21 protein-coding genes are annotated in these 23,271 nt (G+C 65.9%); 16 read left to right on the forward strand and 5 right to left on the reverse strand.

Annotated elements, in window-relative coordinates; genetic code table 11:
- Positions 1 to 54 precede the first annotated feature (54 nt).
- The 12 genes from NA5_RS04435 to nuoN are packed head-to-tail and all read left to right on the forward strand — an operon-like array spanning position 55 to position 15,278.
- Entirely contained in the window at positions 55 to 609 is a 555-nt protein-coding gene (locus tag NA5_RS04435) for a NuoB/complex I 20 kDa subunit family protein (RefSeq protein ID WP_040690435.1), read from the forward strand.
- A complete protein-coding gene (locus NA5_RS04440) occupies positions 606 to 1,376 on the forward strand; it encodes an NADH-quinone oxidoreductase subunit C (protein ID WP_062982123.1) in 771 nt (256 codons plus the stop codon). Before NA5_RS04435 ends, NA5_RS04440 begins: the two co-directional genes overlap by 4 nt.
- Complete coding sequence (locus NA5_RS04445; RefSeq protein WP_062982125.1) at positions 1,376 to 2,710, forward strand: NADH-quinone oxidoreductase subunit D; 1,335 nt, start codon at positions 1,376 to 1,378, stop codon at positions 2,708 to 2,710. Before NA5_RS04440 ends, NA5_RS04445 begins: the two co-directional genes overlap by 1 nt.
- The gene (nuoE, locus tag NA5_RS04450) at positions 2,707 to 3,414 is read left to right on the forward strand and encodes an NADH-quinone oxidoreductase subunit NuoE (RefSeq protein WP_062982127.1); all 708 of its coding nucleotides are present in this window, start codon (positions 2,707 to 2,709) and stop codon (positions 3,412 to 3,414) included. The genes NA5_RS04445 and nuoE overlap by 4 nt, the downstream gene beginning before the upstream one ends.
- Positions 3,414 to 4,727, forward strand: coding sequence for an NADH-quinone oxidoreductase subunit NuoF (gene nuoF, locus NA5_RS04455; protein ID WP_062982129.1), 1,314 nt, complete (start codon positions 3,414 to 3,416; stop codon positions 4,725 to 4,727). The genes nuoE and nuoF overlap by 1 nt, the downstream gene beginning before the upstream one ends.
- A complete protein-coding gene (locus NA5_RS04460; RefSeq protein ID WP_062982131.1) occupies positions 4,724 to 7,192 on the forward strand; it encodes an NADH-quinone oxidoreductase subunit G in 2,469 nt (822 codons plus the stop codon). The genes nuoF and NA5_RS04460 overlap by 4 nt, the downstream gene beginning before the upstream one ends.
- Positions 7,185 to 8,990 carry an NADH-quinone oxidoreductase subunit NuoH gene (gene nuoH, locus NA5_RS04465; RefSeq protein WP_062982133.1) on the forward strand — a complete coding sequence of 602 codons (1,806 nt, stop codon included), beginning with the start codon at positions 7,185 to 7,187 and terminating at the stop codon, positions 8,988 to 8,990. Before NA5_RS04460 ends, nuoH begins: the two co-directional genes overlap by 8 nt.
- A complete protein-coding gene (locus NA5_RS04470; protein ID WP_063813178.1) occupies positions 8,987 to 9,871 on the forward strand; it encodes an NADH-quinone oxidoreductase subunit J in 885 nt (294 codons plus the stop codon). The genes nuoH and NA5_RS04470 overlap by 4 nt, the downstream gene beginning before the upstream one ends.
- Positions 9,868 to 10,167, forward strand: a complete 300-nt coding sequence (gene nuoK, locus NA5_RS04475) for an NADH-quinone oxidoreductase subunit NuoK (protein WP_062982135.1) — start codon at positions 9,868 to 9,870, stop codon at positions 10,165 to 10,167. Before NA5_RS04470 ends, nuoK begins: the two co-directional genes overlap by 4 nt.
- A 1-nt stretch (position 10,168) precedes the next feature.
- Complete coding sequence (gene nuoL / locus NA5_RS04480; protein WP_062982137.1) at positions 10,169 to 12,055, forward strand: NADH-quinone oxidoreductase subunit L; 1,887 nt, start codon at positions 10,169 to 10,171, stop codon at positions 12,053 to 12,055.
- Positions 12,052 to 13,671, forward strand: coding sequence for an NADH-quinone oxidoreductase subunit M (locus NA5_RS04485; RefSeq protein WP_157110216.1), 1,620 nt, complete (start codon positions 12,052 to 12,054; stop codon positions 13,669 to 13,671). Before nuoL ends, NA5_RS04485 begins: the two co-directional genes overlap by 4 nt.
- Positions 13,668 to 15,278, forward strand: coding sequence for an NADH-quinone oxidoreductase subunit NuoN (nuoN, locus tag NA5_RS04490; protein ID WP_062982141.1), 1,611 nt, complete (start codon positions 13,668 to 13,670; stop codon positions 15,276 to 15,278). Before NA5_RS04485 ends, nuoN begins: the two co-directional genes overlap by 4 nt.
- Before the next feature lie 49 nt (positions 15,279 to 15,327).
- On the opposite strand, the gene NA5_RS04495 is transcribed toward nuoN, so the two are convergent.
- The 3 genes from NA5_RS04495 to NA5_RS04505 form a co-directional block, all read right to left on the reverse strand.
- Positions 15,328 to 15,891, reverse strand: a complete 564-nt coding sequence (locus tag NA5_RS04495) for a GNAT family N-acetyltransferase (protein WP_062982143.1) — start codon at positions 15,889 to 15,891, stop codon at positions 15,328 to 15,330.
- Positions 15,892 to 15,907: 16 nt separating this feature from the next.
- The gene (locus NA5_RS04500; RefSeq protein ID WP_062982145.1) at positions 15,908 to 16,645 is read right to left on the reverse strand and encodes an SDR family NAD(P)-dependent oxidoreductase; all 738 of its coding nucleotides are present in this window, start codon (positions 16,643 to 16,645) and stop codon (positions 15,908 to 15,910) included.
- 91 nt (positions 16,646 to 16,736) lie between these two features.
- A complete protein-coding gene (locus NA5_RS04505) occupies positions 16,737 to 17,057 on the reverse strand; it encodes a cupin domain-containing protein (RefSeq protein ID WP_062982147.1) in 321 nt (106 codons plus the stop codon).
- A 64-nt stretch (positions 17,058 to 17,121) separates the two neighbouring features.
- Here NA5_RS04505 and NA5_RS04510 point away from each other — a divergent pair, with 64 nt between their 5' ends.
- Positions 17,122 to 18,531 (forward strand): aminotransferase-like domain-containing protein, encoded by a 1,410-nt coding sequence (locus NA5_RS04510; protein WP_062982149.1) that lies wholly within the window; start codon positions 17,122 to 17,124, stop codon positions 18,529 to 18,531.
- A gap of 58 nt (positions 18,532 to 18,589) precedes the next feature.
- Here the strand turns inward: NA5_RS04510 and NA5_RS04515 are convergent, their stop codons facing one another.
- On the reverse strand, positions 18,590 to 19,420 hold the full coding sequence (locus NA5_RS04515; protein ID WP_062982418.1) for an alpha/beta fold hydrolase: 831 nt from the start codon (positions 19,418 to 19,420) through the stop codon (positions 18,590 to 18,592).
- 323 nt (positions 19,421 to 19,743) lie between these two features.
- On the opposite strand from NA5_RS04515, the gene NA5_RS04520 reads away from it, so the two are divergent.
- The 3 genes from NA5_RS04520 to NA5_RS04530 all read left to right on the forward strand — a co-directional run bounded on the left by NA5_RS04520 (position 19,744) and on the right by NA5_RS04530 (position 21,903).
- Positions 19,744 to 20,223, forward strand: a complete 480-nt coding sequence (locus NA5_RS04520) for a DUF3887 domain-containing protein (protein ID WP_169811261.1) — start codon at positions 19,744 to 19,746, stop codon at positions 20,221 to 20,223.
- A gap of 253 nt (positions 20,224 to 20,476) precedes the next feature.
- Positions 20,477 to 21,067, forward strand: coding sequence for a TetR/AcrR family transcriptional regulator (locus tag NA5_RS04525; RefSeq protein ID WP_062982153.1), 591 nt, complete (start codon positions 20,477 to 20,479; stop codon positions 21,065 to 21,067).
- Positions 21,064 to 21,903 (forward strand): alpha/beta fold hydrolase, encoded by an 840-nt coding sequence (locus tag NA5_RS04530; protein WP_062982155.1) that lies wholly within the window; start codon positions 21,064 to 21,066, stop codon positions 21,901 to 21,903. Before NA5_RS04525 ends, NA5_RS04530 begins: the two co-directional genes overlap by 4 nt.
- Before the next feature lie 105 nt (positions 21,904 to 22,008).
- Here the strand turns inward: NA5_RS04530 and NA5_RS04535 are convergent, their stop codons facing one another.
- Entirely contained in the window at positions 22,009 to 23,226 is a 1,218-nt protein-coding gene (locus NA5_RS04535) for a DUF418 domain-containing protein (RefSeq protein ID WP_062982157.1), read from the reverse strand.
- Between the last annotated feature and the right edge of the window lie 45 nt (positions 23,227 to 23,271).

The following is a 23,271-nucleotide window of genomic DNA, read 5'->3' on the forward strand; positions in this document are numbered from 1 at the left end:
AGGCATTACGCCACGTCGGGCCGTACGCACAGTGGAAGTGAGAGTTAGTCGAACATGGGTCTCGAGGAAAAACTGCCCAGCGGCTTTCTGCTGAGCACGGTCGAAGATTTCGCCGGATATCTGCGCAAGGGCTCACTGTGGCCCGCCACCTTCGGGCTGGCCTGCTGCGCCATCGAGATGATGGCCACCGGCGCAGGACGTTTCGATATCGCCCGCTTCGGTATGGAGGCGTTCCGCGCCTCACCGCGGCAGGCCGATCTGATGATCGTCGCGGGCCGGGTCAGTCAGAAGATGGCGCCGGTGCTGCGTCAGGTCTACGACCAGATGACCGAACCGAAATGGGTGCTGGCCATGGGCGTCTGCGCGTCCTCGGGCGGCATGTTCAACAACTACGCCATCGTGCAGGGCGTGGACCATGTGGTGCCGGTCGATATCTATCTGCCCGGCTGCCCGCCGCGGCCGGAGATGCTGTTGAACGCGATCCTGACGCTGCACGCGAAGATTCAGCAGATGCCACTCGGCGTCAACCGTGAGGAGGCCATCCGTGCCGCCGAAGCGGCGGCGCTGGCGTCCACGCCGACCATCCGGATGGAGGGTCTGCTGCGATGACCTTCGACTCCCCCGAAAATACCGAAACCAGGACGTCGCAGGAATTCGTCGATGCCGCGGCCACCGCGGGCCCGGAAGGCACACCGCCGGAAGCGGATTCGGCACTGGCCGAGGTGATCGGCGTACGCCGCGGCATGTTCGGTGTCACCGGCTCCGGCGACACCTCCGGTTACGGCCGCCTGGTCCGTCCGGTGACGCTGCCCGGCAGCACCCCGGCGCCCTACGGCAGCTACTTCGACGAGGTCGTCACCGAATTGCATGCCGCGCTCGGCGCGGTCGGCGCCCGCTGGGAAACCGTCATCGAGAAGGTGATCGTCTTCCGCGGCGAACTCACCCTGCACGTGCGGCGCGAACATCTGGTGACGGTCGCCAAGGCGTTACGCGACTACGCCGCATTGCGTTTCGAGCTCTGCCTCGGCGTAAACGGCGTGCACTACCCGGACGACGCGGGCCGCGAACTGCACGCGGTCTATCACCTCATGTCCATCACCCACAATCGACGCCTGCGCGTCGAGGTATCCGCACCGGACGCCGACCCACATATTCCGTCGCTGTTCAGCGTGTATCCGACCACCGACTGGCATGAGCGGGAAACCTACGACTTCTTCGGCATCCTCTTCGACGGCCACCCCTCGCTGACGCGCATCACCATGCCCGACGACTGGCGTGGCCACCCCCAGCGCAAGGACTACCCGCTCGGCGGGATCCCGGTCGAGTACAAGGGCGCGCGTATTCCGCCGCCCGACGAGCGGAGGGCGTACAAGTAATGAGCGACATCGACACCCGGCCCGGCGTCCACAACGACACCGGGCCCGACCCCACTGTCGTCACGGTGGCGGGCCAGGACTGGGACGCGGTCACCGAAACCCTCGACGGCGCGGGTGAGGAACGCATCGTCGTCAATATGGGTCCGCAGCATCCGTCCACGCACGGCGTGCTGCGGCTCATTCTGGAGATCGAGGGCGAGACCGTCACCGAAGCCCGCTGCGGCATCGGCTATCTGCACACCGGCATCGAGAAGAATCTGGAATTCCGCAACTGGGCGCAGGGCACCACCTTCGTGACCCGGATGGACTATCTGTCCCCGTTCTTCAACGAGACGGCGTACTGCCTCGGCGTCGAGCGGCTGCTCGATATCGAGGATCAGATTCCCGAGCGCGCCACCATCGTTCGCGTCATGCTCATGGAGCTCAATCGGATCTCCTCGCATCTGGTCGCGCTGGCGACCGGTGGTATGGAGTTGGGTGCGCTCACTCCGATGCTGTTCGGTTTCCGGGAACGCGAACTGATCCTGGATGTCTTCGAGACCATCACCGGCCTGCGCATGAACCACGCGTACATCCGGCCCGGCGGTCTCGCCCAGGATCTGCCCGACGACGGCGTCACCAAAGTCCGTGAGCTGCTGAAGCTCCTGCCCAAGCGGCTGCGCGATATGGATCACCTGCTCACCCAGAATCCGATCTGGAAGGCGCGCACCCAGAACATCGGCTACCTCGATCTCACCGGTTGCATGGCCCTCGGCATCACCGGTCCGGTATTGCGCTCGACCGGTCTCCCGCACGATCTGCGCAAGGCCGCGCCGTACTGCGGCTACGAGAACTACGAATTCGAGGTGCCAACCACCACCGGCTGCGACTGCTACGGCCGCTATTGGATTCGGGTCGCGGAGATGAAGGAATCGCTCAAGATCGTCGAGCAGTGCCTGGACAAATTGCGCCCGGGTCCGGTGATGGTGGACGACAAGAAGCTCGCCTGGCCCGCCGATCTACAGCTGGGTCCGGACGGACTCGGCAACTCCCCCAAGCACATCGGCCGCATCATGGGCACGTCCATGGAGGGGCTCATCCACCATTTCAAACTCGTCACCGAGGGTATTCGGGTCCCCGCGGGACAGGTGTATGTGGCGGTGGAGTCGCCGCGCGGCGAACTCGGTGTGCATATGGTCAGCGACGGCGGCACCCGCCCGTATCGGGTGCACTATCGCGACCCCTCGTTCACGAATCTGCAAGCGGTGGCGGCGATGTGCGAGGGCGGCATGGTCGCCGACGTCATCGCCTCCGTCGCCAGTATCGACCCGGTGATGGGCGGAGTTGACCGATGACCGAGATCCTGTTGAAGCTGTCCACCCGGCCGCAGCCGTTCGCGCCGTATGTGCGCGAGCGACTGGAGATCGATGCCAAGGAGGTCATCGCCCGCTATCCGGAGCCGCGCTCGGCGCTGCTGCCGCTGCTGCATCTGGTGCAGGCCGAGGAGGGCTGCGTCACCGGCACCGGCATCGAATTCTGTGCCGAACAGCTGGGCTTGACCGGAGCCGAGGTCACCGCGGTGGCGACCTTCTATTCGATGTATCGGCGCACGCCGACCGGCGACTATCACGTCGGTGTCTGCACCAATACGCTCTGCGCGGTGATGGGTGGCGATGCCATCCTCCAGACCCTGCAGCGCCGACTCGGCATCGGGCACGGCGAGACCACGGCGGACGGGTCGATCACCCTCGAGCACATCGAATGCAATGCGGCCTGCGATTTCGCACCGGTGGTGATGGTCAATTGGGAGTTCTTCGATAACCAGACCCCGGAATCGGCTGCAACACTGGTGGATTCGCTGCGTCGGGGCGAACAGGTGACACCGACACGCGGTGCGCCGCTGTGCACGTTCAAGCAGACCGCGCGCCTTCTCGCGGGCTTCCCGGACGAGCGCCCCGGCGTGCTCGACGGGGCGGCGGGCGAGGCGACGCTGGCCGGGCTGCGGGTCGCGCAGGAACAGAATATGCAAGCGCCGGAACCGAATGCGGAGGGCGTCTGATGACACTGACTCCCGTACTCACCCGGTATTGGGACGATCCGCAGTCCTGGACCATCGAGCACTACCGCGGCCACGACGGCTATCAGGCAGTGCGCAAGGCCTTGCGGATGGAACCCGATCAGGTCATCCAGACGATCAAGGACGCGGGTCTGCGCGGCCGCGGCGGCGCGGGCTTCCCGACCGGGATGAAATGGAGCTTCATTCCGCAGGGGCCCGGACCCGATGGCGTCACCAAACCGCACTATCTCGTGGTCAATGCCGACGAGTCGGAACCCGGTACCTGCAAGGACATTCCGCTCATGCTGGCCACCCCGCACACCCTCATCGAGGGCGTCATCATCGCGGCGTATGCGATTCGGGCGGCGCACGCGTTCATCTATGTGCGCGGCGAGGTGGTGCCGGTGCTGCGGCGGCTGCAGGCCGCGGTCGCGCAGGCGTATGCGGCCGGATTCCTCGGCAAGAACATTCTGGGCTCGGGCTACGACCTGGAACTCATCGTGCACGCCGGTGCCGGTGCCTACATTTGCGGTGAGGAAACCGCGCTGCTGGATTCGCTGGAGGGGCGGCGCGGTCAGCCGCGACTGCGGCCGCCGTTCCCGGCCGTCGCGGGTCTGTATGCCTGCCCGACAGTAGTCAACAATGTGGAATCCATTGCGAGCGTGCCGCCGATCATCCTGAACGGCACGGCCTGGTTCCGGTCCATGGGCAGTGAGAAGTCCCCCGGTTTCACGCTGTACTCGCTGTCGGGACACGTCGCCCGGCCGGGGCAATACGAAGCGCCGCTCGGTATTACGCTGCGCGAACTGCTCGGCTATGCCGGTGGTGTGCGTGCCGGACATCAGGTGAAGTTCTGGACGCCCGGCGGTTCGTCGACGCCACTGTTCACCGACGAGCACCTCGACGTGCCATTGGACTACGAGGGTGTCGCCGCAGCCGGATCCATGTTGGGCACCAAGGCATTGCAGATCTTCGACGACACCACCTGCGTGGTGCGCGCGGTGCTGCGCTGGACCGAGTTCTACGCCCACGAATCCTGCGGTAAATGCACGCCGTGCCGCGAGGGCACCTACTGGCTCGTGCAACTGCTGAAGCGGATCGAGTCCGGGCACGGCACCGAATCGGATCTGGAGAAGCTCCTCGATATCAGCGACACCATCAACGGCAAATCGTTCTGCGCACTCGGCGACGGCGCGGCCAGCCCGATCATCTCCTCGCTGAAGTACTTCCGCGAGGAATACCTCGACCATCTGCGGCTCGACGGCTGCCCGTTCGATCCCGCGCGATCCACCGCCTGGGCCGAAGGAGTCCGATGACAGCCACCGTGAACACCAATGCCAGCGGACTCGTACCAGCCGACCTGGTCACCGTCACCATCGATGACACCCAGGTCAGTGTCCCGCCGGGCACCCTGCTGATCCGGGCCGCCGAACTCATCGGCATCCAGATCCCGCGCTTCTGCGACCACCCACTGCTGGACCCGGTCGGCGCGTGCCGCCAGTGCCTGGTCGAGGTGGAAGGGCAGCGCAAGCCGGTCGCGTCCTGCACCATGACCGTCACCGACGGCATGATCGTGCGCACCCAGCTCACCTCACCTGCGACCGCCAAGGCCCAGGAAGGGGTGATGGAGCTGCTGCTCATCAACCACCCCCTGGACTGTCCGGTTTGCGATAAGGGCGGTGAATGCCCGCTGCAGAACCAGGCGATGTCCAGTGGTCGGCCCGAAACCCGGTTCGACGGTGTGAAACGCACCTACCCCAAGCCGATTCCGCTGTCCACGGCGGTACTGCTGGACCGGGAACGCTGCGTGCTGTGCGCCCGCTGCACCCGCTTCTCCCAGCAAGTCGCCGGGGATCCGTTCATCGAACTCATGGACCGCGGTGCGCTCGAACAGGTCGGCACCGCACAGGCCGAGCCATTCGACTCCTACTTCTCCGGCAATACCGTGCAGATCTGTCCGGTGGGCGCGCTCACCGGCACCAGTTACCGGTTCCGGGCCCGTCCGTTCGATCTGGTCTCCAGCCCGAGCGTCTGCGAGCACTGCGCATCGGGCTGCGCACAGCGCACCGACCATCGACGCGGAAAAGTGTTGCGCCGCTTGGCAGGTGACGATCCACAGGTCAATGAGGAGTGGAACTGCGATAAGGGGCGGTGGGCGTTCACCTACGCCACCGAACGCGACCGGCTCACCACACCTCTGGTGCGCGGGTGGGACGGCAACCTCACCCCGGCGTCCTGGTCCGAGGCCCTGGCTGCCGCCGCGGAGGGGCTGGCATCGGCGTTCGGCAGCGCGGGCGTGCTGGTCGGTGGTCGCGTCACCGAGGAAGACGCCTACGCCTACGCCAAATTCGCGCGAGTCGCGTTGGGCACCAATGACATCGACTTCCGCGCCCGGGTGCATTCGGCCGAAGAGGCGGACTTCCTCGCCGCCCGCATCGCCGGACAGGGCGTCACCGTCGACTACGACGCCCTGGAGAACGCACCCGTCGTATTGCTCGCCGGACTGGAGCCGGAAGAGGAGTCGCCGATCATCTATCTGCGGCTGCGTAAGGCGGCACGCAAGCGCGGTATGCCGATCTTCTCGCTCGCCGCTTACTCTTCGCGCGGACTGGATCGGATGTCGGGCACGCTGTTACAAGCCGTGCCCGGGGCCGAGCCCCATCTGCTCGATGCCCTGCGCACCGGCGAGACCGACGATGCCGCTTCGGCGACGGCCGCACAGCTGTTGCGTCAGCCGGGTGCGGTGCTGCTGGTCGGTGAGCGGATGGCCGGAATTCCGGGCGCACTCTCGGCAGCGGTGCGGCTCGCCGACGAAACCGGTGCCGCCTTGGCCTGGGTGCCGCGGCGCGCCGGTGAACGCGGTGCGGTCGAGGCGGGCGCGCTGCCCGGGCTGCTGCCCGGTGGTCGCCCGGTCGTGGATCCCCGTGCGCGCCAAGAGGTTCGCACGATCTGGAATGTCGACGAGCTGCCGGTGACCGCGGGGCGCGATACGGCTGCGATTCTGGAGGCCGCGCCGACCTTGGGCGCACTGGTCATCGGCGGTGTGGATATCGCCGACCTGCCGGACCCCAGGGCGGCGCTGGAGGCCATCGACGCCGCCCGATTCGTGGTCAGCCTGGAACTGCGGCACAGCGCGGTCACCCAACGCGCCGATGTCGTCTTCCCGGTGGCCTCGGCAATGCAGAAATCCGGCACCTTCCGCACCTGGGAGGGGCGGCCACGGCAATTCGATGCGGCACTGGGCGATTCGATGGTGCGCCGCGAACCCGCACCCCTGTCGGATCAGCGGGTGTTGCAGGCCATCGCGGGCGAGATGAAGGTGGCTCTGGGACTGCCGGATACCGAATCCGCGCGCGCCGAACTCGCCGAACTCGGCGCCTGGGACGGTCCTTCGGTGCCCGCGCCCGCGCACCGGCCGCACCCGGTGACCCAACCCAGTCCCGGCACCGCCATCCTGTCCGGCTGGCGGATGCTGCTGGATCAGGGCCGCATGCAGGACGGCGAGCCGAATCTGGCGGGTGTCGCGCGGCCGCCCGTGGTGCGACTGTCTCCCGCCACCGCCTCCGAAATCGGTGCCGCCGATGACGATCCGATCATCGTCGCCACCGATCGCGGCGCCATCACGCTGCCGCTACTGATCACCGATCTGCCCGATCGGGTGGTGTGGCTGCCGCTGAACTCGCCGGGCTGCTCGGTCAACGAACAGCTCGCCACCCAGCCGGGCGGTGTGGTGCAGCTGCATCGCGCCGACGAGAGGATGAAGGAACACCGCCATGAGTGATCTCTCTCTTTTCGGCCACGACCCGCTGTGGCTCGTCATCGGAAAATCCTTGGCGATCTTCGCCTTCCTGCTCCTCACGCCGATGATGGCGGTGTATCTGGAGCGCAAGATCGTGGCCTGGATGCAGATGCGCGTCGGACCGAACCGGGTCGGCCCCAAGGGCACACTGCAGGCCGTCGCCGACGGCGTGAAGATGGCGCTGAAGGAAGATATCGTCCCGGCGATCGTCGACAAGCCGATTTTCATTCTGGCGCCGGTCATTTCGGTGGTGCCCGCCTTCATGGCGTTCGCTGTCATCCCGATCGGGCCGGAGGTGTCGATCCTCGGCCACCGAACCGCACTGCAACTCACCGATCTGCCGGTGGCGGTGCTCTACATCCTGGCCATCACCTCGATCGGCGTGTACGGCATCGTGCTGGCGGGCTGGTCGTCGGGTTCGACCTATCCGCTGCTCGGCGGGCTGCGCTCGACCGCGCAGGTGATCTCCTACGAAATCGCGATGGCACTGTGCTTCGCGACGGTGTTCCTGCTCGGCGGGACCATGGCCACCTCCGGCATCGTGAAAGCGCAGGAGGGCACCTGGTATGTCTTCCTGCTGCTGCCCTCGTTCCTGATCTACTGTGTGTCGATGGTCGGTGAGACCAACCGCGCGCCGTTCGATCTGCCCGAGGCCGAGGGCGAGCTGGTCGGCGGCTTCCACACCGAATACTCCTCGCTCAAATTCGCCATGTTCATGATGGCCGAATACATCAATATGGCAACGGTTTCCGCGCTCGCCACCACACTGTTCCTCGGCGGCTGGCACGCACCGTTCCCGATCAACCTGTGGGACGGCGCGAATTCCGGCTGGTGGCCCGCGCTGTGGTTCATCGCCAAGATGTGGACATTCCTGTTCGTGTTCATCTGGTTGCGCGGCACGCTGCCCCGCCTGCGCTACGACCAGTTCATGAATCTCGGCTGGAAGCTGCTGATTCCGACCTCGCTGCTGTGGGTCATGGTGGTGGCCACCGCGCGGCTGCTGCAGAACGAGGGCTACCGGATCCAGACGCCGCTGCTGGTGATCAGCGGAATCATCATCTCCGGACTGATCGTGCTGATGTTCCTGCGGGCCGGGCGCAAACAAGGCGCGCCGCCGACGGTCGCCGAACCCGCCCCGGCCGCATCGGGCACCGCGGTCTTCCTCGGGTTCCCGACGCCGCCGCTGCCGGATCCATCGACGCGACGTCCGGAACCCAAGGCGGGACTGCTGGAGCCACTGATGGGCTTCGCGGTCACCTTCCTGACCATGTTCAAGAAGCCCAACACCGAGTCGTATCCGGAACAGAAGGTACCGACCGCGCCCCGCTATCACGGCCGCCACCAGCTCAACCGGCATCCCGATGGCCTGGAGAAGTGCATCGGATGCGAGCTGTGCGCGTGGGCCTGCCCCGCGGACGCGATCTACGTCGAGGGCGCGGATAACACCGAGACCGAACGCTTCTCACCCGGCGAGCGCTACGGGCAGGTCTACCAGATCAACTATCTGCGCTGCATCGGCTGCGGATTGTGCATCGAGGCGTGCCCGACCAGGGCGCTCACCATGACCAACGAGTACGAGATGGCCGATGACAATCGCGCCGATCTGATCTATGAGAAGGACCGGCTGCTGGCCCCGCTGCAGCCCGGGATGACCGCACCGCCGCACGCCATGTATCCCGGTGCGACCGAAGGCGATTACTACCGCGGCAATGTCCCCGGCGGTGACAGCGGTTCGGATCGGGAGCCCGCCGCCGCGGGCGCGGAAGGAGGCACGCGGTGACCGAATTCATCCTGGCCGCCCAGACCTTGGCGGCCGAGCCACTGACCCACACCTCGACCGGCGAGGCCGTCCAATTCTGGATCCTCGGCCCACTCGCCGTCATCGGCGCGCTCGGCATGGTATTCGCGGGCAAGGCCGTGCATTCGGCGATCTGTCTGGCCGCCACCATGATCGTGCTCGCCACCTTCTATATGGCCCAGGACGCGCTGTTCCTCGGCGTCGTGCAGATCGTCGTCTACACCGGCGCGGTCATGATGCTGTTCCTGTTCGTGCTCATGCTGGTCGGCGTCGACTCCCCCGAATCACTCGGGGAAACACTGCGCGGACAGCGGCTCTCGGCCACCGCGGTGGGACTCGGCTTCGGACTGCTGCTGATCAGCGGTATCGCCAACGGCATCCGCAACTCCGGAATCACCTATCCGGCAAAGGGATTCGCCTATCAAGACGTGATCGGCCGACTCGCCGAGCTGATCTTCGTCCGATATGTGTGGGCCTTCGAACTCACCGGCGCGCTGCTCATCACCGCCACCATCGGCGCGATGATCCTGGCGCACCGGGAGCATTTCGGCCCGCGCCTGGATCAGCGGGAGCTCTCGCGCCGCCGCTTCCGCGGCGCCTACGATCCGGCCCGGCCCGCCGAACGCGCCACCCCACTGCCGACGCCCGGCGTGTATGCCAGGCACAACGCGGTCGATATCCCGGCACGGCTGCCGGACGGATCCTTCGAGGAACTGTCGGTCAGCACCATCCTGCGGCACCGCCGCACCAGGGCGCTCACCGAGGCGGCGGTCATCTCGGTCGGTACGACCCCGACCTTCGCCCCCGAGGTCGACGAGTCCGAAACCCCCGCCCGCGAGGCAGACGAGGAAGGCAAGCGGTGAATCCTGAGAACTACCTGTTCCTGTCCGCCCTGCTGTTCACCATCGGCGCGGCCGGTGTGCTGCTGCGGCGCAACGCCATTGTGGTGTTCATGTGCATCGAGCTGATGCTCAATGCGGTGAATCTCGCCTTCGTCACCTTCGCCAGGCTGCATTCGAATCTGGATGGTCAGGTATTCGCGTTCTTCACCATGGTGGTGGCCGCGGCCGAGGTCGTCGTCGGACTGGCCATCATCATGACCATCTTCCGCACCCGCCGTTCGACCTCGGTCGACGACGCCAACCTGCTGAAGTTCTGACGTGGATACCGCAACGCTCTGGATACTGCCCGCCCTGCCGCTGGCCGGGGCCGTCGTGCTGCTGCTGGTCGGACGCTACAGCGATAAGTGGGGGCATCTGCTCGGCTGTGCCACCGCGCTGGCCTCGTTCGGCTTCGCCGCCGTCGCCTTCTTCCACATGCTCGACCGTGCCGATGCCGCCCGCGCGATCCACAAGGACTTCTTCAGCTGGGTGCCCGTCGATGGGTTGCGGGTGGACTTCAGCCTCCAATTGGACCAGCTCTCAGTATGTTTCGCGCTGCTGATCACCGGCGTCGGATCGCTGATCCACATCTACTCAGTCGGCTACATGAACCACGATCCGGGACGGCGGCGATTCTTCGCCTACCTGAATCTGTTCCTGGCGGCCATGCTGCTGCTGGTGCTGGCGGACAACTACCTGGTGCTGTATCTGGGCTGGGAGGGCGTCGGTCTGGCCTCGTACCTGCTGATCGGTTTCTGGTACCACAAGCCGACCGCGGCGACCGCCGCCAAGAAGGCGTTCGTGGTGAACCGGGTCGGTGATATGGGGTTGGCGATCGCCATGTTCACCATGTTCGCGACCTTCGGCTCGATCGACTTCGGCTCGGTGTTCGCGACCGCGCCGCAGGCGGGCGAGGGCACGCTCACCGCGATCGGGTTGTTGCTGTTGCTGGCCGCGTGCGGTAAGTCCGCGCAGGTGCCGCTGCAGTCCTGGCTCGGTGACGCGATGGAAGGTCCGACACCGGTCTCCGCGCTCATCCACGCGGCCACCATGGTGACGGCAGGTGTGTATCTGATCGCGCGCTCCGGACCGATCTTCGATCTCGCGCCCAACGCGCGCCTCGGCGTGGTGCTGGTGGGTGCGGTGACGCTGCTGTTCGGTGCGATCGTCGGTTGCGCGAAGGACGACATCAAGAAGGCACTTGCGGCATCCACCATGAGCCAGATCGGGTACATGGTGCTGGCCGCGGGCCTCGGCCCGGCCGGATACGCGATCGCCATCATGCATCTGCTCACCCACGGCTTCTTCAAGGCCGGGCTGTTCCTCGGAGCCGGATCGGTCATGCACGCGATGGACGACGAAACCGATATGCACCGCTACGGCGGACTGCGCAAACTGCTGCCGGTCACCTACGTCACCTTCGGGCTCGGCTATCTGGCGATTATCGGAGTGCCGCCGTTCGCCGGATTCTTCTCCAAGGATCGGATCATCGAGGCGGCGTTCAACCAAGGCGGCGCAAGCGGTTTGGCTTTGGGCGCGGTGACGTTATTCGGTGCCGGGTTGACCGCGTTCTACATGACGCGCGTGATGATGATGACGTTCTTCGGCGAGCGACGCTGGAAGCCAGATACCCATCCGCATGAGGCACCAGCGGTGATGACCGGCCCGATGATTCTGCTCGCGATCGGTTCGGTGGCCGCGGGTGGGCTGTTCGTCCTCGGGTCGTCGCTGCAGAACTGGCTCGAACCCGTGGTCGGGGCGCATCACGGCGAGGAGGTCGTGCCCGCGGGTGTGGTGACCGCGCTGGCGCTGCTCGTGGTCGCTGTCGGAATCGGCTTCGCCTACTACCAGTACGCCCAGCGTGAGGTTCCCGAGACCGCACCGGAAGCGGTATCGGCATTGACCGTCGCGGCGCGCAAGGATCTCTACGGCGACGCGTTCAACGAGGGCGTATTCATGCGTCCGGGTGCGTATCTGACGCGGTCGCTGGTCTTCCTCGACAATCGCGGCATCGACGGCATCGTCAACGGGACCGCCGCATTGATCGGCGGATTGTCCGGGCGCATCCGGAAGGTGCAGTCCGGGTTCGTGCGGTCCTATGCCCTGTCCATGTTCACCGGCGCGGCACTGGTGGCCGCCGCCCTGCTGGCAGTGAGGCTCTGGTGAGTGAGTATCCCTGGTTGACCACGCTGTGGTTGCTGCCCGTCGTCGGCGCGGTGGTGGTGCTGCTATTGCCCGCTTCGCGGCGCACCCTGGCCCGCGGGCTGGCATTCGGTGTCGCCTCGGCGGTGTTGGTGCTCGGCATCGTTTTGGCCGTGCGCTTCGAACCCGGTGGGGCGCAATATCAGTTCGTCGAATCGCATGAGTGGATTCCGGCCTTCGGCGCGGGTTACACGCTGGGGTTGGACGGGATCGCGCTGGTGCTGGTGCTGCTCACCGCGGCGCTGGTGCCGCTGCTGATCCTGGCCGGTTGGAACGATGAGCGCGAGGTCGGCAGCGGGCGTCGGGTGTCGCACACCTATGTCGCGTTGACGTTGCTCGTCGAGGCGATGGTGCTGATTTCCTTTGTCTCGCTGGATATTCTGCTGTTCTACGTGTTCTTCGAGGCGATGCTCGTCCCGATGTACTTCCTCATCGGCGGATTCGGGCCGCGCAGTGCCGATCTGGCCCATCGCCAGCAGCGCTCGCGGGCGGCGGTGAAGTTCCTGCTGTACAACCTGTTCGGCGGTCTGATCATGTTGGCCGCGGTGATCGGGTTGTATGTGCTCACCGCGCGGCAGGGACTCGGATCCGGATCGTCGGGCACCTTCGATTTCCGCACCGTGGTGACGGCGGCCAATGCCGGACAGCTCGGTGCCGGTCCGGCGGTGCTGAACGCACTGTTCCTCGGGTTCATGTTCGCCTTCGCGGTGAAGGCGCCGCTGTGGCCGTTGCACACCTGGCTGCCCGATGCCGCGGTGGCGGCGACGCCGTCGAGTGCGGTGCTGATGATGGCGGTGGTCGACAAGGTCGGCACCTTCGGTATGTTGCGATACTGTCTGCTGCTGTTCCCGGACGCCTCGGGAACCTATGCGCCCCTGGTGATCACGCTCGCGGTGATCGGCATCATCTACGGCGCGCTGCTGGCCATCGGACAGACCGATGTGATGCGGCTGATCGCCTACACCTCGATCTCGCACTTCGGCTTCATCATTCTCGGCATCTTCGCGATGACCAGTCAGGGGCAGACCGGGGCCACGCTGTACATGGTCAACCATGGCATATCGACCGCGGCACTGTTCCTGATCGCGGGATTCCTGGTGTCGCGCAGGGGAACTCGGGCCATCGCCGCCTACGGCGGGGTGCAGAAGGTGGCACCGGTGCTGGCGGGCACCTTCTTGATCGCCGGTCTCGCCACCCTGTCACTGCCCGGTCTCGCGCCGTTCATCAGCGAATTCCTGGTGCTCCTCGGCACATTCACCCGCTACGGATTGGCGGCGGTGATCGCGACCGCAGCGTTGGTATTGGCGGCGCTGTATGTGCTGTGGATGTACCAGCGGATGATGACCGGGCCGGTCAAGGAGGGCAACGAGCGGCTCTATGACCTGGTGCCGCGCGAGGTGGCGGTGGTGGTGCCGTTGATCGCGGCGCTGCTGTTCCTCGGTGTCTATCCGAAACCGGTGCTGGACTTCATCAATCCCGCGGTGGGTCAGACGCTGACCACCATCGGCGTCCACGATCCCGCGCCGAAGACGCCCGCGATCCCCGCAGCGGGGGCCGATCACGGAGGTGCCCACAAATGAGCAGTCTGCTCGCGGCGAGTATGCCCGCGCCGAGTATCGAATACGCCAAGTTGTCGCCGATGCTGATCGTGTTCGGGGTGGCGGTGGTCGGGGTGCTCGTCGAGGCGTTCGCGCCGCGTCGGCACCGGTATGCCATCCAGGTGCCGCTCGGGCTGGCCGGGTTGGTGGCGGCGCTGGTCGCGGTGCTGCGGTTGTCCGGCACCGAGGCGACCGCGATGGTCGGTGCGGTGGCGATCGACGGCGTGACGCTGTTTCTGCAGGGCACGATTCTGGTGGTGTCGATTCTGGCGCTGCTGTTCATGGCCGAGCGCGGCGCGGAGCCACGGCCGCGGGTGCGGTCCGGTCCCGGGACGTGGAGTGTGGCCGCTGCCGCCGTCGGTGGTGGTGTGGACGCGTTCACGCCGCAGGCCTCCGCGGTGCCTGGTAGTGCGGGTGAAATGGCTGCTGTCCGTGCCGGTGTCGCGACCACCGAGGTGTTCCCGCTGACCATGCTCGCGATCGGTGGGCTGCTGCTGTTTCCGGCGTCGAATGATCTGCTGACCATGTTCGTGGCGTTGGAGGTGTTGTCGCTGCCGCTGTATCTGCTGTGTGGGCTGGCGCGGCGCAAGCGGCTGCTCTCGCAGGAAGCGGCGCTGAAATACTTTCTGCTCGGGGCGTTTTCGTCCGCGTTCTTCCTCTATGGCGTCGCGCTGTTGTACGGGCAGGCCGGGACGGTCAAGCTCGGTGGGATCGCCGATGCGATAACTCAGCATCCGCAGAACACCACCCTGGCATTGCTGGGGGTAGCGATGCTGGCGGTGGGGTTGCTGTTCAAGATCGGCGCGGTACCGTTCCAGTCCTGGGTGCCGGATGTGTATCAGGGCGCGCCGAGTTCGGTTACCGGTTTCATGGCCGCGGCGACCAAGATCGCCGCGGTCGGTGCGCTGTTGCGGGTGCTGCAGATCGCCGTGCCCGGTCTGCGGGACGACTGGCGTCCGGTGCTCGCCGCCATCGCCATCGCGACCATGGTGATCGGTGCGGTCATGGCGATCACCCAGACCGACGTCAAACGCATGCTCGCCTACTCCTCGGTCGCGCATGCCGGATTCATCCTGACCGGTCTCGCCGCGGCGAACGAGGCGGGTACCTCGGCCATCCTGTTCTATCTGTTGGCATACGGCCTGGGCACGCTCGGCGCGTTCGCGGTGGTCAGCCTGGTTCGCGATATCGAAGGTGACGAGGCCACCGCGATGTCCCAGTGGGCCGGTCTCGGCCGCCGCTCCCCCTGGCTGGCAACGGTTTTCGCCCTGTTCCTGCTCTCCTTCGCTGGCCTGCCCCTCACCGGTGGCTTCGTCGCGAAGTTCGCGGTCTTCCAAGCCGCCGCCTCCGGCGACGCCACCTACCTGGTGATCGTCGGTGTCATCTCGAGCGCCATCGCCGCCTTCTTCTACATCCGCGTCATTGTCCTGATGTTCTTCACCGACCCACCCACCGACGCCCCGACCGTCGCCGCCCCATTCCTCACCACGACGGTCGTCGCATTCACCGCGGGCGCCACCGTCCTGCTCGGCATCATCCCGCAAACGCTGCTCGACTTGTCCGACCGCGCATCAACTTTCGTCCGCTGAGTCCCTGACGACATCGCCGCACCCGACTCTGGTGCGGCGATGTCGTGTTTCACGATGCGCCCGCGTCGCGTGTGGCGGCGTAGATGAGCATGTCGCGTCGGGTGCCGCCGATTTCCTCGTAGCTGTGCAGCAGGCCTTCGCGGAAGTATCCGCCGGATTCCGCGACGCGGATCGAGCCGGTATTCCATGGCTCGATATAGAGCTCGATGCGGTGCAGGCTGGGGATGGTCCAGGCGAAAGTCGTCAGGGCTTGTAGGGCGGCACCGGCGAATCCACGGCCGCGGTGGGCCGGGGAGACCGAATATCCCACTGCCGCTCGGCCTTTCGCCAGGTTTTGCAGCCAAAGACCGATCCCGCCGACAGCGTTGCCGGTTTCGGCGTCGGCTATGGCGAAGGAGAAACCGATTCCTTCGGCGTGCCTGCCGCGTTGACGGTGCACCCAGTCCAGTGCCTCGGTGGCGGTCGGGAAAGCCGGCAAGCTCCCGATCAACGGGATGTACGGGTCCGCGCCCATCTCGATCGCGAGGTGGGTGTCGGCTTCGGTGTACTCCCGCAGGATGATCGGGCCGTAGGTCGGTGGCGTGTTGGGCCAAGGTGGTAGCTGCTGTGTCATGTGTCCCCCTAGCCGATCAGTGCAGGTACGAGGCTCCGTTGACGTTCAGGACTGCGCCGGAGCTCCATGTGGCTTCCGGCGAGGCGAGATAGCGGACGGCGGAGGCGATTTCTTCGGGTTGGGCAACGCGGTCGAAGGGGCTCTGAGCGCGGACCTCGTCGGTGACGCGGGACGCGACACGTTCGGTTGCGACGAATCCCGGTGCCACCGAGGCGACGGCAATTCCGTAGGGGGCCAAATACACCGCGAGCGATTGGCCGAGGGCATGGACGCCTGCCTTCGTGGCACCATAGGCGGGATAGTCGGGTTCACCGCGGAATGCGCCGCGGGATCCGATATTGATGATGCGGCCCGGCACCTCGTTATCGATCATGTGGCGGGCGGCGCAGTAGGAGATATTGGCCGTGCCGAAAAGGTTGACGTCCATGGTCTTGCGCCACACCTGCTGCCAGTCCGCGTACGAGGTTTTCGCGAGGGGATGCGGAAGGTTCACCGCTGCATTGTTGACCAGCACGTGCACGGTGCCGAGCCCCTCGACCGCCGCCGCGACGATCGCTTCGGCGGCTTCCGGCGAACCGATATCGCCTTCGACGAGGACATGCCCGTCACCCGGCAACCGCCGCAACGTCTCCTCGGCATCTGCGCGCCCGGAGGAGTAATGCACCGCCACCCGGTCGCCGTTCTCAGCGAATGCCACAGCAATCGCCCGCCCGATCCCCCGCGAAGCACCCGTCACCAACACACCACGACTCATCCCTTCACCCTGCCACGAACATTCCGCTGCTCTCACGTTTTGGGAAGAGGTGCTCGGAGCCGGATGAGCTTGCGTCCGGCTCCGATCGTGCTCAGTTGCCGTACTGTTTGGTTTCTGGGCGTTCGATCATGATCCCGTGAGCCGGTTTCTCGGCCACCGGCCGATGCTCGACTCCGCGCGGAACGACGAAAATCTCACCAGGACCGAGCGTCACCGGCTCGCGGCCCCGCAATTCGATGCGGAAGGCGCCGTTCCAGCACAGAAACAGCTCGTCCTCGTCGTGGTGGTGCCAGGGGAATGCGCCGTGGAAGCGAGCGATGCGGACCACGGCGTCATTGGCGGTGGCCAGGTCCCGCGGCTGCCATGGTCCGGTCAGGTTGTCGATGACATCGGTGATGGAGATCTTGCTCATGACTTCATCCTCGTGACGACAGGGGTCGCGCCCCTAGAGCCAATCGGGCAGAATTGGTTTGCGCATGAAGCCAATCGAACTTGCCGACCGGCTCGGCCGCTGGTCCGCCGACCGCGGGCCGCTCTATTTGCTGTTGGCCGGACGATTGCGGACGCTGATCGATGACGGTGAACTGCGGCCGGGTATGCCGTTGCCGCCCGACCGCGCTCTCGCGAAAGTACTTGCGGTAGGGCGCAGTACGGTTGTGGCGGCCTATGACCTGCTCAGCGTGGAGGGCCGGGTGGTGCGCAGGCAGGGCAGCGGTACCCGGGTCGCGGGATCCGCAGCAGTTCCGGCGCGCGAGACCACCCATTCTCCGGCGTTCCTGCAGCTGCTCGAACCGGACGCCGATGTCATCGCGCTCGCCTGCGCCGCCCCTGCGACACCGCCGCCCGAGGTGACCCAGGCGTATCGGCACATCGTGCCCGAACTCGCTGCGGTCGAGGGCGATATAGGTTATCGGCCGACCGGACATCCGCTGTTGCGCAACGCGATCGCCGATCGATACCGGGCACGCGGCGTGCCGACCGATCCAGAACAGATTCTCGTCACCGGTGGCGGGCAGCAGGCGCTGTCGCTGCTCGCCCGCGCACTGCTCCGGCCCGGCGACCGGATACTGGTGGAGGCGCCGACGTATCCCGGTGCGCTGGAGGCGTTTCGGGAGGTCGCGGCGATCCCGCAGACTGGTCCGGTGGGCCTCGGCACGGTGACCCCGGCGGCACTCGCGTATATCGTGGCGACCTACCAGAATCCCACGGGCGCGCTGCTTCCTGCGCTGGCCCGGCGGAGACTGGTCGAGTCGGCGAGAACGGCCGGAGTGCCGCTGATCGACGACGAGGTGCTGACCGATCTCGGATTTCCGGGCACCGATCCGCCACCACCGCCCCTGGCAGCCCTGGACGAGTCGGTGATATCCGTAGGTTCGCTCAGCAAGATCGTCTGGGGCGGGCTGCGTGTCGGCTGGGTGCGTGCACCGATCCCGGTCATCGCCCAGTTGGCCCGGCTGCGTGCCGTGCACGATCTGGGCGGCAATATCCCAGCGCAGTTGGCCGCCGCCTGGCTGCTGCGTGACCTCGACCGGTTGCGAGAGCGAATCACGCAGCAGCGCAAGGAAAGCCACGACATTCTGGTGACCGAGCTGAGCGAGCGCCTGCCGGAATGGGAGGTCCCTCCGGTGTCCGGCGGCCAGACCCTATGGATCCGGCTATCCCGCGGGGATGGCACCTCGTTCGCCCAGCGAGCCCTGCGACACGGCGTCGCGATCCTGCCCGGCGCCGGTCTCGATGCCTCTGGCGGCAGCAGCGATTACGTCCGAATCAGCTTTGTCGCCGATCCCGACAGCCTGCGCGAGGCCGCACGCCGCTTGGCTGAGGCATGGCGGACCTATGAACCTCCTCCCCAGCCCGCCCCGGCGTCACCGACACTGGCTGTTTAGCAGGCCCGGTCCGAGACGTGAGACATGGATTCGGAAACATCACTGCGGTGCGGCCATGCTAAGCAGCACCTCCGAGTACCGCACGCACCCGGACGGCGAAACCGGTTGGGTCCTCGACGAATCCGGTGTGTCCGCCGGGGAATACGGTTGGAGTCACCCCGATGGCTGCGCCGAGCGCCCGCGACGTGCGATCGCAGTGCTGGCCGGTCGATTTGGAGCCGATGCCGATCACGATGCGGGCCGGAGTCGATTGCAGCACAGTGATATTCGGCTCCCACATAGTGGTGCCGCGCAGCTCGTGATCGAACCAGTAGCGCTCGCTGGCCAGCTGGCGCGGGTCGCGCTCGCCGCCGAATACCTGCTGTAGCACCGGTTCCGGCATCATGATGTTCGCGTTGGCCATGAACTTGCGCCACGCGCCGAGCGTATCGCCGCTGCGGTAGGTGGCGATCACATCTTCGGTTCCGGCGCGCACCTGGTCACGATCGTCGAGGAGTTCACCCAGCGGCGGTTCGTGGGCGATCACGGTGGTGACCAGGTCCGGCTGAGATTGGGCCAATGCCAATGCACTGACAGCGCCGCCGCTGGAGCCGAATACCATTGCGGGGCCGATGCCGAGGTGGGTGATGAGGCAGGCCAGGTCGTCGGCGCGCAGCTGCGGTGTCGAGTCCTGCTCCGGGTCGTCGAGCACGCTGCCCTGGTGCCCGCGCGGGTCGGTGGTGAGCACGGTGTAGTCGGTGGCGAGCAGTTCCGCCAGCGGCCCGAAGGCCGCCGCATCCATCGGTGCGCCGACCAATACGACCAGCGGTCCGGCACCGCGCACCTCGTAGTGCAGCCGCGCCCCCGGCACGTCGAGAGTGTGCGTGGTCGCGGTCGAAGTCGGGCTCATCAAGATCTCCTCGAACAAATAGTCATGGTATGCCGAGAATGTTGACCGGCCCGGCCGCACGAATTAATCGGTCCGCCACCGACTTCTCCCGAAACTTCCGTTGTGTACACCGCGGGCACGGCCTCGTGAGCTCGCGAATTCAACTGTCGCGGGTTCGGCGAATCGCACCCGCTGACGATGACAACCGTGGGTCACGTATCGATCGTGCCACCGCCTGGTGGAGAATCCTCGTGCTAAATTGGCCGGGCGCGGATTGCTGAGGAATGCTGTGCCCTGATTCGGACGGTCACCGATGTGAATTTCCGAGCCAACCTGGAGCAGCCATGGTCACAAGATCCACCAAGGCCACCACACGTGGTGTCAGGTATCGATTGATCACAATTGCCGTACTGGTCGTAGGCGCGCTGACGCCGGTCAGCGCGTGCGGATCGAACACAGATACGCACGAGGGGATGACATCCGCGACGGCAACGGGAGCGAATAGTCAGGACGATCAGATCGCCCTGCAAACCTTGGATGCCATCGTGCGCGCAGACTTCACCGCGGCCACCTCCCATTTCGATGACGCGATGAAGAAAAAACTGCCCTCAGGTAATCTCTCGTCGAGCTGGACGGCGTATCAAGGGGCGTTCGGCCGCTATCAATCGCACGGGGATCCGCAAGATGTCACGCGGGGCGATCTCACCGTTGTGAGCGTGCCGTTGAGCATGGAGCGAAAGCCCGGCGAGTTCCGAGTGTCCATGCACAAGGACGAAACCATCGCGGGCCTGTTCTTCCTCGAGGCCGGGGCTCCTATCCCCTAGCGGCATTGACCGCAACGGTGTTGCGTACTAAGCACTTTCGTCTACCAAACGCACGCGTGGGAACCCTTTCAGGGTCATCGAGTTCTCGAAGCGTCCGGTCGGAGAGGGATATCCCGAGCGCGAGTTGGTCGCGGTTGAGCTGGTCGGCGGTTCGTGGACCACTGTTACGGCGATGGTTGGGGAGGCACTCCAACACTTGCAAAAACTAGGGCGCCTAGGATATAACTAGGGTACCCTAGGTACAGGAGGTGCGATGTCGCCACGCGCCGGTTTGACCCGCGAGCGGATCACGCTGGCGGCGGCGGAACTCGCCGATGAGGTCGGTTTCGACAACATCACCGTCGCCGCGCTGGCCAGGAAGTTCGGCGTCAAGGACGCGAGCCTGTACTCGCACATCAAAAACCTCGAGGATCTGCGCAACCGAGTAGCGATGCTGGCCGGTGACGAGAAGACCGACCGCATCGCCGCGGCGGTGGCCGGACGCGCGGGACGGGATGCGCTCGCGGCCTTTGCCGACGAGTGGCGGCGCTACGCCCTGGACCATCCCGGTCGCTATGCCGCCACCCAGATGTCGATGGACCCCGCCGTGGCCGCCGATTGGACCGGTGGGCGGCGCGCCATCGACCTGACCTACGGGATGCTGCGCGCCTACGGGCTCGACGAACCCGATATCACCGACGCGGTTCGCCTGTTACGCAGCACTTTTCACGGATATGCCAACCTGGAAGCGAGCGGCGGCTTCGGCCACGCCCGCTCCACCACCGCCTCCTGGGACCGCATTATCGACGCCCTGCACATCACGCTCACCCACTGGCCGACCGACGAGAAAGCGAAACAACAGTGAGATCCGAAACCCTCGAAGTGCCCGGCGCCACCTTGTATTTCGAGGTGCGTGGCAACGGCCCGGTGCTGCTCCTGCTGCCGGGCAGTGGCGGCGACGCCGGGATCTTCGACCCGATCGCCGATGCTCTCGCCGAGCACTTCACCGTCGTCGCCGCCGATCCGCGTGGTTACTCGCGCAGCGTCCTGGACACTCCCGAGCCCGTGGACCAGCGCATGGAAGTTCTCAGCGATGATGCACACCGCCTCATCGAAAACCCCACGCCCGCAGGCGAATTCGCCTATGTCGCGGGTGTCAGCGGTGGCGCGGTCGTCGCACTGGACCTGCTGGCCCGGCATCCGGAACGGCTGCGTCTGGTCCTCGCCCACGAGCCGCCGTGCTTCGCGGTCCTGCCGGATGCGCACGCGCACCGGGCCATGGTCGAGGAGGTGGTCGAACTCGCCCGTGACCAGGGGCCCGCAGTCGCGGGCGGGCGATTCATGCAGGCGGTGGGTGTCACCTCGAAGCCGCTGCCCGATGCGGCCGAGGTCCCGGCTCGCACCGCCGAAATGCTCGGACGGCTGATGGGCAACGCACCGCTGATGTTCGCTCATGAACTGCGCGCGGTCACCGATTACCGCCCCGATACGGCCGCGCTCGCCGCTGTCGTGGACCGCCTTGTGCTCGCCGCGGGTCGCGAAACCCGTGGCCAGCTCCCCTATCGGACCGCGGAAACTCTCGCGAGCCAGTTGGATCGACCGCTGGTCGAGTTCCCGGGTGGGCACAGTGGTGTGCGGGAAACCCCGAACGAATTCGCTCGTGCCCTGCTGGAAGCGCTGACGGTCACTGCGGATCACTGACCCACGCAGAGAGGCCGAGCCGTGCGGCCGATACTGAGCGTGCACGTTTCGTCGAGACCTAGCAGATCTCGCCGGTGCCGACGGACCAGTGCATGCTCACTATCGTCAATCCCGTCGATCCGATTGCGCGGGAACGTATTCCGGCCGACGCCGCCAAGCCGGGACCGACAGATATGTCGCGGCGCGAAGTACCCATTCCACCGGCCCGTACGCATGACCGCGCAACCACCAGTGACTGAATGCGAGCTGCGCGGCATAGGTCACCAACGCGATCCCGATGACGCCCGCCGGTGGCACATCATCGGCTAGGGCGAATCCGTAGCCGGTGTAGATCACCATCAATACCACCGACTGCATGATGTAGTTGGAGGCCGCCATCCGACCGGCCGGGGCGAGCAGCGCCGTATACCGTGCGGTGCGGGCTGATCGGGTCAGCATGATCACCCCCGCGATGTAGGCGAAGGTCATGAGCGGGTTGACCACTTCCTGGATCCCGTTCCAGTACGACGGCGGTTCCAGCCAACCCATCCCAGCCGTGAATGTCACCGCCGATACCGGCAATCCGACCACCAGCCCACCGATGAACACCCGAGGTGCCAAGCGGCGCACTGTCTCCGGTTCAGCGAACAGCTTGCGTTGACCGGCCGCCATCCCGATCAGGAACATGCCCAGCGCCGGAACGCCCTGGGTGATCCAGATCAGGATGATCCACAGCGGCGCCTCGGACACCTGCATCGTGAAGGTATCGCCGAAGCTGCCCGTATAGCCGTCGTGCAATGCCACCACATCGAGCAGCTCCGCAACCTCGGCAATTCCACCGGAACCCGGCAGGAACGCCCAGATCGACCACGCGAGATACAACACCACCCCGCTGACGACCGCCACCCGTGGCCGCAACCACCGCAGCAGGATCAGAAACAGGCACAGAAACGCGTACAGCGTGAGGATGTCGCCGATCCACAGCAGGAAGACATGCGCCAATCCGATTATCATCAGCGCTGCACAGCGCCGCAGCAGCCGCGGATTCGCCGAAACCCCGGCCCGCTGCGCTGCCGCTATCTGCAGGGTGAACGAGTAGCCGAACAGGAATGCGAACAGCAGATAGAACCGGCCGCTGAACAGCGCCTCCACCACCGCGTTCACGAAATGGTCGATTGAGCCGTCGAAACCGGGGAGCGGATCGTCCGCAGTGCCGTGGAAGGACCAGAGCAGCGTGGCGACCGCGACGTTCACGATGAGGATCCCGAAAAGTGCGAATCCGCGCAGTATGTCGACTTCGGCTATCCGCCGCGACGCGGTGGCGGGCACGACCGATTCGGACATGATCGGAAGATTAAACGGCGGGCGACGAGGGGGCGTCCTCCCATC

This window comes from Nocardia anaemiae NBRC 100462, assembly GCF_001612725.1.
GTDB classification, from domain to species: Bacteria; Actinomycetota; Actinomycetes; order Mycobacteriales; family Mycobacteriaceae; genus Nocardia; species Nocardia anaemiae.